The sequence below is a fragment of the Thermoflavimicrobium daqui genome (assembly GCF_003313465.1).
GTDB classification, from domain to species: Bacteria; Bacillota; Bacilli; order Thermoactinomycetales; family Thermoactinomycetaceae; genus Thermoflavimicrobium; species Thermoflavimicrobium daqui.
Window position 1 is genome coordinate 508,370 of sequence record NZ_KZ845663.1, and the last position, 14,238, is coordinate 522,607.

Below are 14,238 nucleotides of genomic sequence, written 5' to 3' on the forward strand. Positions count from 1 at the left end.
CCACTGTCTTTGTACCATTGGAAAGTATTGCGAAATCTTTTAAGCCGAGATCCATACCAACCGCTCTATTTTTATTTACTGGAACATATGGACAAGAGTTTCACAAAGGATGGATACAAAGTCTTTTCCTGATGGACTTCTCCGAATGGTAGTGGGAGTACTCTTTCAGAAAGACTGATAGATTGATAATTTAGTCTTAAGTACCCTTATATACAAATACTTAACTGAAAACAGGTCTAGTATTTTTGATTATTGGCGAAAACTAGACCTGTTTAATTATCAATTATACAGACCGAAACACCCCAGATTGATTGCGTATGGCTTCTAATAGCTCATCCATATAACCAGACTGATCTATTGAATATACTGGATTACCACGATCAATCGGGTGATCTTTGAGATAAAAAGTCTTCATACCCAGCTCTGATGCGACCATATCTTCTTGCATATCATTTCCAACCATAACACATTCGTTCGGCTTCAACTGAAGTCTTTCTACAATCTCTTGATAATATTCTATATTCGGCTTACAAAAATGGGATTCTTCATAGGCTGTAATCCAATCAAATGGAAATTCATGTACACCTGACCAGCGCAATCGCTCTAATACGGCTACTTGAGGGAAAACTGGATTGGTAGCAATGACAATTTTATAGCCTTGATCAACCGCTGCTTGTACGACTTTTGATGCTAAGGGATTAAAATTAGTAAACTTCTTAAGTTTAGGGAATTCCTCGTGGTAAAAACGATCTACTTCTTCAACAATCTCTTCCCACTGTATTCCTGTTTCTTTAGTAAAAGTCTCTTCGAAAACTTGTTGGTTACTCTTTTCCTGTTCTTTATTTTGAATCATTGCTAATGTTGATTTCATCATAACTGCAATAAACTTCTTAGGTGCTATGATGTTCACCATATGAGGAGCCAACGATTTCATATACGCTTCAATAAACTGATGCGTATCCATCGGCAATAAGGTTCCATCTAGATCAAATAATACAGCCTTAATCATTTCATTTCCTCTTTCTGATTAAAATAATGCTTTTTTCAAAGCTATGATCCTTGTAATCAATTAGTTCGGAGGCTTCTGGTCTTCTGATTATTCGTACTTGATTACAAAAGCAAAAGCCTCCTACGATTATTAAATTAAACTGGGGAATTGTAATTGACGTAATGCCTCATACGCCACAATTGCGACTGAGTTGGATAAGTTAAGTGAGCGACTAACCGGAAGCATAGGAATTCGAATTCGCGTATCATGATGAGCTTCCAAAATCTCAGGCGCAAGACCTTTAGTTTCTTTTCCAAATACAAAAAAATCTCCATCTTGATAAGAAAAGTCGGTGTAAAGCTTAGATCCTTTCGTAGTAGCACAAAAAAAGCGCCCATTTGGATATGTTTGCTTTAATTGGGCAAATGAATCATGAAATTGAATATTTAATTCATGCCAGTAATCCAAACCTGCCCTCTTTAGTTTAGCATCATCAATACGAAAGCCGAGTGGTCGAACCAAATGTAATTGAGCTCCAGTTACTGAGCAAGTTCTGGCGATATTCCCTGTGTTTTGTGGGATTTCAGGTTCAACGAGTACAATATGAATGGGCAATCTTCATCACTTCCATTACAGCATTCTTTTTCTATTTTACCTAAAATTAATTCTCACTCTCAACTATTAGGAAATAATATGAAAAAAAGCATATTTAATCTTTGGCGTCCACGCACTTGAATCTCGATATTCCCAATACCGATGTTGACTATTTGAGGTATGAGCATTAACCAACGGATTTCCATCCATATCGAAACGGGTCACAATGGTATTATGATTCCAAACACCATTCCCCTCAAAATCATAACAAATGATATCCCCCAACTTTAAATCAGTGGGGCTTTTTACCGCATCCGCTCTTGGCCCTGTTTTATGCTTTCCTCTTAAGTACCAATAAAGGCTATGAGCAACCGACCAGCTATAACTCCAATGATGTCTAGCTTTTCCTTGACGGTGATACCACCAACCTACCGATGGATTCTCGGTACCTGAAGTCATGGGAATTCCACCTGCTAACAAACATTGGGATATATAGTTCGTACAATCATCTGTGAATTTAAGAAAATTAGGATTATAACTATTCCAATACTGATCTGCATACCAGACTGCTGCTTCACGATCATATCTAGCCATTAGATAAACCTCCCTATGCTTTTCTACTAAGATATGTAGCTTTTGACATAAGAGGTAATAAAAAAGGCTAAGATCTATTCTTAGCCACAGTTAGCCTAAAAAGTTCCCGTTATTTATCCCTTCTGCTATTTACCTTCGTTTCATTTTACTCCTCTCAATAAGAAGAAGTAAAAGTAGCTCATACAAATTCAAATTTCTAAAGAGCTAATCTTCGTGGGGCAAATACCCTTCCAATGTTAACAAAAATTCCTTAATAAAAAGACCCCCTCCATATCCAACCAGTGATCCATTAGATCCGATCACCCGATGACATGGAATAATGATAGAAACCGGATTCCTATTATTCGCTCCACCTACTGCACGAACAGCCTTAGGTATACCAATTGCTTCAGCCACTTCCTTATATGAACGAACCTCTCCATAAGGAATCGATTGTAGCTGCTTCCAGACTCTTTTTTGAAATGGTGTTCCATATATATCAAGTGGAACATCAAACTCTTTAATGGTCTGATCAAAGTATCTATCTAATTGTTCACTATATAAGAGTAGCTCTGAATCATTTTTTTCCAATTGAAACGAACGAAATGTTTTATTTAGCCATACCTTTAATCCAATTGTGGGCTCCCCTGACTTACTAAACAAAATGTGACACAATCCATCTTTTGTTGCCGCAAGTGTAAGTAAACCAACGGGACTATCCATTTGACTCCATGTAACGATTCGGGTATTTGGAGACATGAAAATAAGCCCCTCCCTAATTTAACGATTACTTTTATTTTACTATTTCTCCAGAAAGAATGCGATGTCAGCTACCCATCATTTCCATGGTAAGTTTGTTTTTGTCTAGAAGTCAAATCCATATGCCGAGTCGGTTCCAAAAACCATACCCCTCTTCCTTACTTCTGTATGACACTGGAAAGCAGTTGAAAACTAATATTGTAGATTATGTTACTGATATGGTAGAATATGCTATTTAAAAATATGGATCGTATACAGATCGTGATTTTCTAGTTTTATGTAGTTCTTTTGTATCAAATTCCATATTTGATACAAAATTATGATTATATCCACTTTTTTTGAATTAGTGTTGATTGGTCAATGAGATCATCGCCATCATTTCGATCTGATCCACCTCCATTTCGCTAGAATTATTTTATCACAATATATCTGAATAGAAAGTAATTTGGAGATATCTGCGGTGTCATTCCAACATCTCCCTTAAATTATTTTTACATCAGCAATGATCCATCATAAAAATTACTATTGAATATTCTGCTATATTGTTATAAAATGAAATCAAATTTATATAATCATATTTTTAAATAAAAATTTGCCTTAGGGAAAAATATTTGATAGAGATTAAAAAAATGGTGGGTGAGAAAGAATGGTAGCCGACTCCAAAGGAGCTTTTCCTCTCTGCGATGCTCAGATAGGTGATAGCGTCCGTATTACTCAATTATGTATTGAAGGAGCGATGCGGCTTAGGCTTTTAGATTTAGGATTTATACCTGGTGCCATTATCAAAGTATTACAGAAGAGCCCACTTGGTGATCCAATGGCTTTCCGTGTCAGCCAAACTACCATTGCACTTCGAAAAGAGGAAAGTTCACAAATTTTAGTAGAGAAATTGGGAGATGAATGAAAATGCGACATTATCGCATAGCCTTAGCTGGAAATCCAAATACAGGGAAAAGTACGTTATTTAATGAATTAACAGGTCTACGCCAGCATACAGGAAATTGGCCTGGAAAAACGGTCTTACATGCCGAAGGCTCATTTTCCTATCAAGGTAATTCATATACCTTAATCGATTTACCTGGTACGTATTCCCTATTTTCCAATTCAGCTGATGAAGAGGTAGCACGCGACTATATTATTTTCGAAAAACCAGATGCAACCATCGTTGTTTTAGATGCCACCTCATTAGAGCGCAACATGAATCTGGCTTTACAAGTATTAGAAATGACTGAACAAGTGATTATTTGTATCAATCTAATGGATGAAGCTCGAAAAATCGGGATTCAAATCGATGAAAAGAAAATCGCTTCGCGACTGGGTGTCCCTGTTATCAAAATGGCAGCTCGAAATGGTGAAGGGATCGATCTTTTGTTAAAAACCTTACATCAATTAGTAACAGGAAAAATTAGTCCGCAACCTCTAACGATCCAATATAGCAAAGAAATTGAAGAGAAAATTGATGAACTAATACCCCATATTCAAAATCTAATCGGAAATTCCTATCCCACTCGTTGGATTGCCTTACGACTGTTGGACGGGGATGAGTCTTTTGTTCAACTATTAAAAGAAAAATACTCTAAAGGAAAGCTACAGTTTAATCCAATTCGATTCCCTTCTAAACACGCGAATTGAAAGGAGGAGGAGCTTAATGGTAGATTCCATAGAAAAACTAATCCAATATTCTCAGTCGCTTCGAAAACCAAACATTCGTGATGAAATCGTTACCCAAATTTACCAGACTACTCGCTCTATTTGTCAAGATTCCGTCATCTATCCCAAAACAGAAACGAACCGTTCCGAAAAACTGGACCAAATTCTAACATCTCCTATTTGGGGATTTCCGATAATGTTTGCTATGTTGGGAGTGGTTATCTATTTAACTATTTGGGGAGCCAATGTCCCTTCTGAAGCTTTGGCTAATCTTTTTGGAATAGGTGAAAATTACCTAACAGCCGCCTTTCAAGCACTGGGGGCGCCAAGCTGGTTACATGGCTTGTTAGTATTAGGATTATATCGTGGAACATCCTGGGTAGTAAGTGTAATGTTACCTCCTATGGCTATTTTCTTTCCCATGTTCGCCTTACTAGAAAATTTCGGTTATTTACCTCGGGTCGCTTTTAATATGGATCGTTTATTTAAAAGTTCGGGTGCTCATGGCAAACAAGCATTAACTATGGCCATGGGGTTTGGGTGTAATGCGGCAGCAATTATTTCTACACGGATTATCGAATCTCCACGTGAGCGGATGCTTGCCATCCTTACCAATAATTTTGTTCCCTGTAATGGACGCTGGCCCACATTAATACTACTTGCTTCTTTGTTTATGGCAGCAGGATTTGCTACTGGTGTACAATCAATTGTTACTACTCTTGTCGTTATGGGAATTGTCCTATTAGGAATCATGGTCACTCTACTCGTATCATGGATTTTATCTAAAACAGCACTGAAAGGTATACCTACACGTTATACCTTAGAGTTACCTCCGTATCGTCAACCTAAATTTTTGAATACAATTTTTCGTGCAACAGTAGACAAATCTCTCTTTGTATTAAAGCGTGCCATTATCGTTGCAGCTCCTGCAGGACTTATCACTTGGATACTTGCGAATATTATGATTGGAGAACAAAGTATTTTACAACATATTACTTTATTTTTAGATCCATTTGGAAAAGCATTAGGACTTGATGGTTTTATCCTCATGGCCTTTATCTTAGGATTACCTGCAAACGAAATCGTCATGCCTATTTTACTGATGGGATATCTAGCCACAGGAGCAATGACGGAAGTCGATAATATGGTAGAGTTAAAAAAGATATTTGTTGACCATGGCTGGACATGGCTCACTGCACTCAATATGATGTTGTTCTCACTTCTCCACTATCCTTGTGGAACTACAATCTTTACGATCTATAAAGAAACCAAAAGTGTAAAATGGACTATCTTATCTGCGGTTATTCCGACAGCGATCGCCATCACTGTTACATTTATCACCGCTCATGTTGTACGTGGATTAGGACTTGTATAATGATGCTAAGCTTCCCAATCAAGACATCTCGAAAGTTCGAGATGTCTTTTTTATGATATATTTACACATTTATCCAAATTAGTGTAAAATAAGTCTTAATCTTACAAACTACGGGAGGCTATCCCTATGGAAAAATTACTCTTAAAGCAAATTTTAGGCTGCTTAACACTGATTCAGGAAAATTTCGTCGATTTCAGAGATAACTTGACTTCTCTCAAACAAGATAGCAATACGATCAAAGAAGATATCCAAATCCTCAAAGATGATATGAGCACACTCAAAAGTGATGTGAACATCCTTAAAACCGATGTAGAAACCCTAAAAAGTGATGTGAACACCCTTAAAACCGATGTAGAAACTCTTAAAAGTGATGTGAACACCCTCAAAACTGATGTAGAAACTCTTAAAAGTGATGTTCAGATCCTAAAGAACGACATGATTGAAGTGAAGACTCGTTTGGATTATTTAGAAAATAAAACGGATGGGATTGATAAAAAGGTAACTCGGATGGATGCACAAATGAACACATTATCTGCCGACTTTGTTGCAGTTGCCGAAGATGTTTATCAACTTAAAGGTAAACGGGCATTTTGATATGTTCTCTTAACCTCAGTAAACAGAATATTAGTGTTATTTTAGGAATATTACATGATTAATTATCCAAATCTTTGCGCAAATAGTGAAGACTCGTCCAAAAATTTTTGGGACGAGTCTCTTTGTTATTTCTATGATTCTAGTTTTTTTAGCGCTCTTTCAATTTCTATCTGTACTTCAGTATTATGTTCAATATTTTTAGCTTGTACTAGAGCATCTTCCGCTTCGAATCCACCTATTTTCCCTAATGCCCAAGCTGCTGTTCCACGTATGACAGGACGCGGATCTTCTAAAAGCAAACGAGACAGTTCTGGAATTGCAGTTTGATCGCGAAAATGAGCTAAGGCTATCATTGCATTTCGTTGAATTGGCTTTTTACCACGCCACGAACCGGACATTTGCCCAAACTCCTTATTAAATTCACGTTTGCTCATCGTAAGTAGTGGCTTTAACAATGGCTTAACTTTTTCTGGTTCTGGTGCAAATTCGGGATGATGATCAAAGTGAAGACCACGGTTTTTGGGACAAACTGTTTGACAGGTATCACAACCATAAAGGCGATTTCCAATCTTCTCTCGATATTTGTCAGCTAAAAACCCTTTCGTTTGTGTCAGGTAAGCAATACAAGCTTGTGCATTCAGTTGTCCAGGTTGTACCAAAGCACCGGTTGGACAAGCATCGACACAAATATTACAGTCTCCACATCCATCTTCAACGGGGTGATCGGGTGGAATATAGATATCTGTAATCATTTCACCTAGATAAACCCAAGAACCAAACTCTTCTGTAATAAGAGAGGTGTTTTTCCCGATCCATCCAATTCCGGCACGTTCTGCTACCGCTCGATCAGATAAAGCACCTGTATCTACCATTGACATTATATTTGCTTCAGGGATTAGTTCGTGGAGATACATTTGAAGCTGATTTAATTTATCTCGTAACACATGATGATAGTCTTCTCCCCATGAGGCTCGACAAAAAATACCCCGATTGGCCCCAGGTGCTGATTTTGGAGGATTTTTCAACTTGGAGGGATAGGCGAGCGCAATCGCAATAATCGTTTTTGCTTCGGGTAAGCTTAAGTCAGGTCGAACCCGTTTCTCGATATCAGGCTCTTCAAATCCTGATGCATAACCTTTCTGCTGATGTTCTACCAGTCGTTCCCGTAACTCTACAAAAGGGTCCGCTGAAGCAAATCCGATTTTATCGATACCTATTTCTTTAGCTTTTACAATGATTTTTTGCTTTAACTCATTCGGGCTCACCTTTATCACCTCCTCTAAATTTTGACCTATTATTATAACATAAATATATTTTAAAAACAATGATCTTTTATACTCCAAAAATCTCTTACTATCTACTACCAACGGACGAGTTTACCACCGACGAATTAATTTGCTGGACGGGTGTAGATGCAACTTCTTTGTCTTTATACTGTAAGGTTCGATTCGCTATTTTATCTAAAGCAAGATATACCAATGGGACAATCACGAGGGTGAGCAAGGTTGAGGAAATTAAGCCAAAAATCACAACGACAGCAAGAGACCGTGAGATAAGACCACTTTCCATCGAAAAAGCAAGTGGAAGTAAAGCACCAATTGTTGCAATTGCTGTCATTAAGATAGGGCGTAAACGAACAGCTCCAGCCTCTATTAGTGCTTGTTTGGTTGCCATTCCTTTATTACGATTTTGAATTACACGATCTAATAGTACAATCGCATTCGTCACAACAATTCCAATCAGCATCAGAAAACCAACAAGCGCAGGGACGCCTAAAGCTTCACCCGTCAGAAAAATTCCTATAAATCCACCTACTACAATAAAAGGGAGTGAAAATAAAATCGCAAATGGTGCTAATGCTTCACCAAAAGAGAAAAACATAACGACATAAACCAAAAGGATCGAGACTCCGATGGCAATCGCTAAGCTCTTAAATCCTTTCTGAATCTCTTTTGCTTCTCCTTCAAAATAATATGTCACATCAGAAGGCATCTTCAGTTTTGCTAATCGCTTCTCCACCTCTTGTTGAACAGCCATCGTGTTATTTGTAGTAAATTGACCTGTAATAGAAAGGTATTTTTGTTGATTTAATCGATGAATAGCCGCTGGAGCCAGTACCTCTTCTATTTTAGCTACATTTGATAGCTGTACAGGGGATCCATCTATATTCGGAATCATTTGTGATTCCAACTCTTCTAGTTGCTTCCAGTCCTGTACTTCTAATCCGATTTTCACTTCATGATCTTCAATTTTCATAGTAGAAGTTCCAGTTGTTAATGTTTCTCCTCCGATCATCCTTCTTACACCAGCTACCACCATATCAGTAGTTACTCCATATTGATTAGCCTTATTCATATTTACATCAATAGATATTTGTGGCTTCTTTTCTGACCAATTTGATTTTACATTTGATATCCTAGATACTTTTTGAATTTCTGCTACCATTCTATTACCTGCTTGTTTTAAGCTCGTTTCATTAGAAGCAGTTGCTATTACATATAGACCACTCCCGCTTGTTGTTATACTTAATGGGCTTACCGTAGCTATATATCCATTTCCTAAACGATCAGCAAACCGTTTCAGATCATCAGCAAATTTGGCTGTCCCTTGCTTTGTTATTTCCTCCTTTAGTTCAATTTGTGCACGCAACTCTTCGTTTTGTACATGGGATTGGAATTGCTTTACATCATGGTGCGAAAGTAAAAATTGATCTAGGCGTTCAACAGATTCTGAAATCCTTTCTTTGTTCTCTCCATCTGGAAAACTAACCTGCAATTGGTACGATTCTGTTTTATCTGCTGGTAAAAAGTGAACAGGAATAAAAGGCCATAAACAACACGAACCAATCAATAACAACATCGTAATCACTGCTAATTTCCCTTGGTTCTTAAAAGACCATAGTAAGACTTTCCGATAGATTCCTTGCAACGTTTTTCGCTTTTGATCATGTGGTAAACTTCTACATAGAAAGAAATGAGCCATCAATGGGACAACCGTAATAGCTACTATTAAAGAAAAAAATAGTGACACAATCACAGCAACAGCGAACGGTTGAAACAAACGCCCAATTACACCTGGTACAAATAACAACACTACAAAAGCAACAATTGTCGTTAATGTTGAAGAAGTAATTGCATGCCCAACCTCTCCTGTAGCCTGAAGAATCATCTGCCTATTCCGCCTACGACTAATAGCAAATCGACGATAAGTATTTTCAATAACAACGATTGAATCATCTACAACACGTCCTGTTGCCACTGCCATACCCGCTAATGTCATTATATTTAAGCTATAATCCATGTATTTCAAAACTATGATCGAAGCCAAAATCGATAATGGAATTGATAAAGCAGCAACAAGTGTTGTCCATCCATTTCTTAAAAAGAGAAATGTAATAATTACTGCAAAAACAGCACCTAAGAGAGCTTCGCGCCACATTTGATCGACTGATTTTTGAATAGCTTTTGAACGATCATGAATAAAGACCATTTCGGTACTATTAGGAAGATGAAGACGTTCTAATTTTTGTTTAACTTGTTTAATAATCTCAACAGCATTCGCACCTGGCTGAGAGTAAATCTCAACAATTACCGCCTCTTTTCCATTTAAATGGGTAGAGGATATTTCTGACTCCTCATCATTTACCATCGCGACATCCGATAATTTTATATTTGAACGAAGAGGGAAATTTTGCAGTTGCTCGATGGAATTAATTTCACCACCTACGACTACAGGCAGTCTCTTTTGATCTAAATTCGTTTGCCCAGCAGAGATCTTCAAATGATTTGATTGAAGAGTTTGTTTAATTTGATCATAAGAGAGTGAGTTGCTTCTTGCTTTGGCAGGATCAATCCGTATGACTAAATTTTGATTGTCCCCACCTTTGGTCTCAATATGTCCTACACCTTCAATCGCCATCAAAATAGGTTTGACATGCTGGTCTAAATACTTCCGCAAGTCCTTTTGACTTTTCTGATAAGAGATTAAGCCAAACGAAAATACCTCTCCTTGTGTTGGATCAATCCGCTGTACCTGTAATTTTTGTGCATGAGAAGGAAGTGAAATTGTTGATAATGTTTGATTTACCTCTTTCTCCATTTCCTCTATATCATAGTGATCATCAAATTCTAAAATCGCCTCGACTAAGTCAGGCTTAGCAGTCAAGTAAATATTTTTTAATCCTTTTTGCCCTGACAGTGCTTGTTCAAGAGGCTTTCCCACATATTCTAAACTTTGATCTGGGGTTGCCCCTGGGTAAGAAACATATACACTCAAATAGGGAACATTGGCATAAGGAAACATTTCCATCTTCATTGTTTGTATCGAATAAATACCACCGGTTACTACCAATATCATCATAAACAATATGGCTACTCCATTTTTCAACGAAAATTGTGTTAATCGACTCATTCGGCCTATCTCCCTTCCCTATTTGCTGATCTATTTAAAATAGTATGTAAACCATAATGAAAAGATAACACAAATAAAACTATATAAAGGTATATAAAACAATCTAGCTTTATCCTTTTTCTTTTTTAATTTTATCTGATAATATAAAGATATAATACCTCCTTCTTCCAAAATAAAATTTATAATTTACTTTTATATGTTATACTTCAGTCAATTTCCTCAAGTATAGCAAAGCATTTTCACGAAATAAATGACGGAATAGATACATTTTTTAAATAATCAATTTATTATAAATTAAAATACTTATATAAAAAAGCACTCTGATTTATCTAAACAGGAGTGCTTTTTGTAATCAATTACCATTATCTATTAAATATCAAAACAGACAAGGAACACTTTTAATCCATCTATCTATTTTTAACTTTTAGATTTGGGTACAGCAGCCCTTGCCAGTTCATCACAACGATTATTTAGATCCACATTACTATGTCCTTTTACCTTAATAAATTCCACCTCATGCAGACGTACTAGCTTAAGAAGCTCTCGCCATAAATCTTCATTCTTCTTAAAACCTGTACGTTCCCATTTCTCAAACCATTTTTGATGAAAACAATTCACAATATAAGCACTATCGGAATGTACCTTTACACGACATGGTTCTTTTAGTGCCCGTAACGCTTCGATTACAGCTGTTAATTCCATCCGGTTATTTGTGGTGTTTTTCTCACCACCTGATAATTCCTTATAATGCTCTCCATAAATTAAGATCGCTGCCCAGCCACCCGGACCCGGATTATATGAGCAAGCACCATCTGTATAAATAATGATTTCTTTCATTTTCAACCTCCAGAGCGAATCACTAGGGATCGTAAACGATTAATAGCACCAGCTAATTCAAATTTTCTCGGCAAGCTCAAATAACCAGGATGTTTTCCATAATATGGCGATATCACATCAAGTCCCTGTGTCTTAATTTGTGTATACACTTTTTCAATGAGTTCATCTAATGTTTGTCTACCATCAGCCAACTCACCGACCCGATAAATCATCCATGCAATAGCTTGCACTTGACTGACATCCACCAATTGTTCTAAAGCAGTTAAATCAATCTGATGCATGCCAAAAATAATAGTATGTAAACCTTTTGCATCCATTTTTTCTTTTTTTCCTTTTGAAGCATCAAATCCTTTCTTAAGAGGAACACGTTGGGTAAGCTTACCAAATTGCTCTCCGCCTTCAAATTGACGTTCTACAATGCTATCGTTCGCAATTTGCTTTGCTTTTTTGGTTACATCATATGGAACATATTGATCCATTAAAATCACCTGATCAGCTACCTCAAAATAATCACCAGATCCCCCTAGAACCAAAATACTAGAAACACCTTGCTCTTTATATAGTTGCTGAATTTTATCAATCAATGGGGTGATTGGTTCTTTTTCTTTTGTGACTAAGCTTTGCATCCTTGCATCACGAATCATAAAGTTGGTAGCACTTGTGTCCTCATCAATTAAGAGACAAGAACATCCTATCTCTAGACTTTCCATGATATAAGCTGCTTGTGAAGTACTTCCGCTCGCATCCTCTGTCGAAAATTGCTTTGTATCTTGTCCAAATGGCAAATGATTAATAAAAGGCGAAATATTGACCTTTTCTACACGCCGACCATCTTCAGCTCTAATTTTCACTGCCTTCGGATCTGTCAGTACATACTCTCTACCATCTTGCTCGATATGATTATAAACCCCTCGTTCAATAGCACGGAGTAATGTACTTTTACCATGATATCCTCCTCCAATAATAAGGCTTATTCCTGTTGGAATAGCCATCCCAGATATAGAGTCACCATGAGGAACTTTTACCACTTTTTTCATTGTCGGAGGAGCTTGAAAAGGAATCACATTCATTTGCTGTAAGGGTCGATCACTGATTCCACTTTCCCTTGGTAGTATCGCCCCATCTGCTATAAAAGCAATCCACTTTTGCCGAGACATCTCTTGACGAATCGCTTGTTGATTATCTACTAACTTCATTCGTCTTTCAATTTTTAATAAATCCTCTTCATTTAAAAAAAAGGATTGTTTTACCAAAAACGGAAGCTGTTCAACTAACATCTCTTTCGCCTGTCGTCCTAATACCGTTCTCCCTTGTGCAGGCAGCCCGATCGAAATGCGCGCTTCTGCAAAATCTTCATTTACTACAACAGCCGTTCGCTCAAGAATTTCTTGACCTGGACAATCAATGGTAAAGAGCCCACTTTTCCCACTACCACGCTTCCTTGAAAGCTGGTCAATTTGTTTAACCCATTTTCGGAGCAAATAATCCTCTAATGCGATTTGGCGAACTTTTGTTTGAATCCAATCCGAATGAAATTTTAGATGTGCTTGCATTACACGTATCCGAATACGAGAGGGGGTAGCAAAAGGATCTCCCTGTACATAGTCAACTAAAAGCTTAAACAAGGGAAATTGGTATCCCCCTTGTAAATCTTTATATGCTTTATATCCTTTTCCATCAATTCTCTCTAAAATTTGTATCAGATTCTTCATCTTTCACACTTTCCACCCTTACCAATAATTGTCAAGTTTTTAACCCACATGCTCCTCATAATAAAAGGAGAGCACTCATACTTTCTATTATGTCAAAACGAGTGCTCTCTTTCTATTTACATCATCTTTTTCCAACCTTTTTCCCAAACTAATTAATATATAAATAATTTATATTAATAAATCAATACACAATATTCATCGTATAAATACATCCATATTTAATATAGAGCATATTGTATAATTCAATCCAAAACCTAGATCATTTCTGGAACGAGAGCGACTCGTTTTTTGTAGAATCGACTTTTCCCTGAGGACAAGAGTTGTCTCAAAAGCAATTTCTCAGAAACTCTATGGATCGATTAAAGCTATAGGAGTAAGTAGAGAAGCGATGAGCGGTTGGTTCATGCAACATTCTCTAATATAAATTATTTCATGCCTTCAATTTATTGAGCCACCGACGTAAAAGTGATCCCCTTCCAAGTTTACCAAAATAGTTTAATTTGTCTTCGCCATACTCCACTCCTCTCATATCATCTACAGATAATCCATAGGCCGATACAAACTGTTTAATCTCTTTGGAATTCCGCACTTTTCTTACAGCATTTGTTTCCAAATTGTACACATACAATGTTTTATTAGCCTCATCGATCCAAAACTTAATCTGATCCATTCTACAAAATACCTCCATATTAAAATAGGGACTCCAGATTTTTCACCTGTATCGAGCGGCTCAAATAAAAAACAAC

13 protein-coding genes are annotated in these 14,238 nt (G+C 37.0%); 4 read left to right on the forward strand and 9 right to left on the reverse strand.

Going from position 1 to position 14,238, the window contains the following annotated elements:
- Nucleotides 1-283: 283 nt before the first annotated feature.
- The 4 genes from DL897_RS02375 to DL897_RS02390 form a co-directional block, all read right to left on the reverse strand.
- Nucleotides 284-1,009, reverse strand: coding sequence for an HAD family hydrolase (locus DL897_RS02375; RefSeq protein ID WP_113657518.1), 726 nt, complete (start codon nucleotides 1,007-1,009; stop codon nucleotides 284-286).
- 129 nt (nucleotides 1,010-1,138) lie between these two features.
- On the reverse strand, nucleotides 1,139-1,603 hold the full coding sequence (gene trmL / locus DL897_RS02380) for a tRNA (uridine(34)/cytosine(34)/5-carboxymethylaminomethyluridine(34)-2'-O)-methyltransferase TrmL (RefSeq protein ID WP_113657519.1): 465 nt from the start codon (nucleotides 1,601-1,603) through the stop codon (nucleotides 1,139-1,141).
- A 66-nt stretch (nucleotides 1,604-1,669) separates the two neighbouring features.
- Nucleotides 1,670-2,176 (reverse strand): amidase domain-containing protein, encoded by a 507-nt coding sequence (locus tag DL897_RS02385; protein WP_113657520.1) that lies wholly within the window; start codon nucleotides 2,174-2,176, stop codon nucleotides 1,670-1,672.
- Nucleotides 2,177-2,380: 204 nt separating this feature from the next.
- Nucleotides 2,381-2,914 carry a methylated-DNA--[protein]-cysteine S-methyltransferase gene (locus DL897_RS02390; protein ID WP_113657521.1) on the reverse strand — a complete coding sequence of 178 codons (534 nt, stop codon included), beginning with the start codon at nucleotides 2,912-2,914 and terminating at the stop codon, nucleotides 2,381-2,383.
- 646 nt (nucleotides 2,915-3,560) lie between these two features.
- Here DL897_RS02390 and DL897_RS02395 point away from each other — a divergent pair.
- The 4 genes from DL897_RS02395 (at nucleotide 3,561) to DL897_RS02410 (ending at nucleotide 6,533) form a co-directional block, all read left to right on the forward strand.
- Complete coding sequence (locus DL897_RS02395; protein ID WP_113657522.1) at nucleotides 3,561-3,818, forward strand: FeoA family protein; 258 nt, start codon at nucleotides 3,561-3,563, stop codon at nucleotides 3,816-3,818.
- Nucleotides 3,819-3,820: 2 nt separating this feature from the next.
- Nucleotides 3,821-4,546: a FeoB small GTPase domain-containing protein gene (locus DL897_RS02400; protein WP_113657523.1), complete on the forward strand. Its 726-nt coding sequence runs from the start codon at nucleotides 3,821-3,823 to the stop codon at nucleotides 4,544-4,546.
- On the forward strand, nucleotides 4,542-5,939 hold the full coding sequence (locus tag DL897_RS02405) for a nucleoside recognition domain-containing protein (RefSeq protein WP_420824104.1): 1,398 nt from the start codon (nucleotides 4,542-4,544) through the stop codon (nucleotides 5,937-5,939). The genes DL897_RS02400 and DL897_RS02405 overlap by 5 nt, the downstream gene beginning before the upstream one ends.
- 126 nt (nucleotides 5,940-6,065) lie before the next feature.
- On the forward strand, nucleotides 6,066-6,533 hold the full coding sequence (locus tag DL897_RS02410; RefSeq protein ID WP_113657525.1) for a DUF1640 domain-containing protein: 468 nt from the start codon (nucleotides 6,066-6,068) through the stop codon (nucleotides 6,531-6,533).
- A gap of 131 nt (nucleotides 6,534-6,664) precedes the next feature.
- On the opposite strand, the gene queG is transcribed toward DL897_RS02410, so the two are convergent.
- The 5 genes from queG to DL897_RS02435 all read right to left on the reverse strand — a co-directional run bounded on the left by queG (nucleotide 6,665) and on the right by DL897_RS02435 (nucleotide 14,162).
- Nucleotides 6,665-7,798, reverse strand: coding sequence for a tRNA epoxyqueuosine(34) reductase QueG (gene queG / locus DL897_RS02415; protein WP_113657526.1), 1,134 nt, complete (start codon nucleotides 7,796-7,798; stop codon nucleotides 6,665-6,667).
- Nucleotides 7,799-7,886: 88 nt separating this feature from the next.
- Nucleotides 7,887-10,943, reverse strand: a complete 3,057-nt coding sequence (locus DL897_RS02420; protein WP_113657527.1) for an efflux RND transporter permease subunit — start codon at nucleotides 10,941-10,943, stop codon at nucleotides 7,887-7,889.
- Nucleotides 10,944-11,360: 417 nt separating this feature from the next.
- The gene (gene rnhA / locus DL897_RS02425) at nucleotides 11,361-11,780 is read right to left on the reverse strand and encodes a ribonuclease HI (RefSeq protein WP_113657528.1); all 420 of its coding nucleotides are present in this window, start codon (nucleotides 11,778-11,780) and stop codon (nucleotides 11,361-11,363) included.
- Between the two features lie 2 nt (nucleotides 11,781-11,782).
- Nucleotides 11,783-13,492, reverse strand: coding sequence for an ABC-ATPase domain-containing protein (locus tag DL897_RS02430; RefSeq protein ID WP_113657529.1), 1,710 nt, complete (start codon nucleotides 13,490-13,492; stop codon nucleotides 11,783-11,785).
- A 430-nt stretch (nucleotides 13,493-13,922) separates the two neighbouring features.
- Nucleotides 13,923-14,162 (reverse strand): hypothetical protein, encoded by a 240-nt coding sequence (locus DL897_RS02435; protein ID WP_113657530.1) that lies wholly within the window; start codon nucleotides 14,160-14,162, stop codon nucleotides 13,923-13,925.
- Nucleotides 14,163-14,238 lie beyond the last annotated feature (76 nt).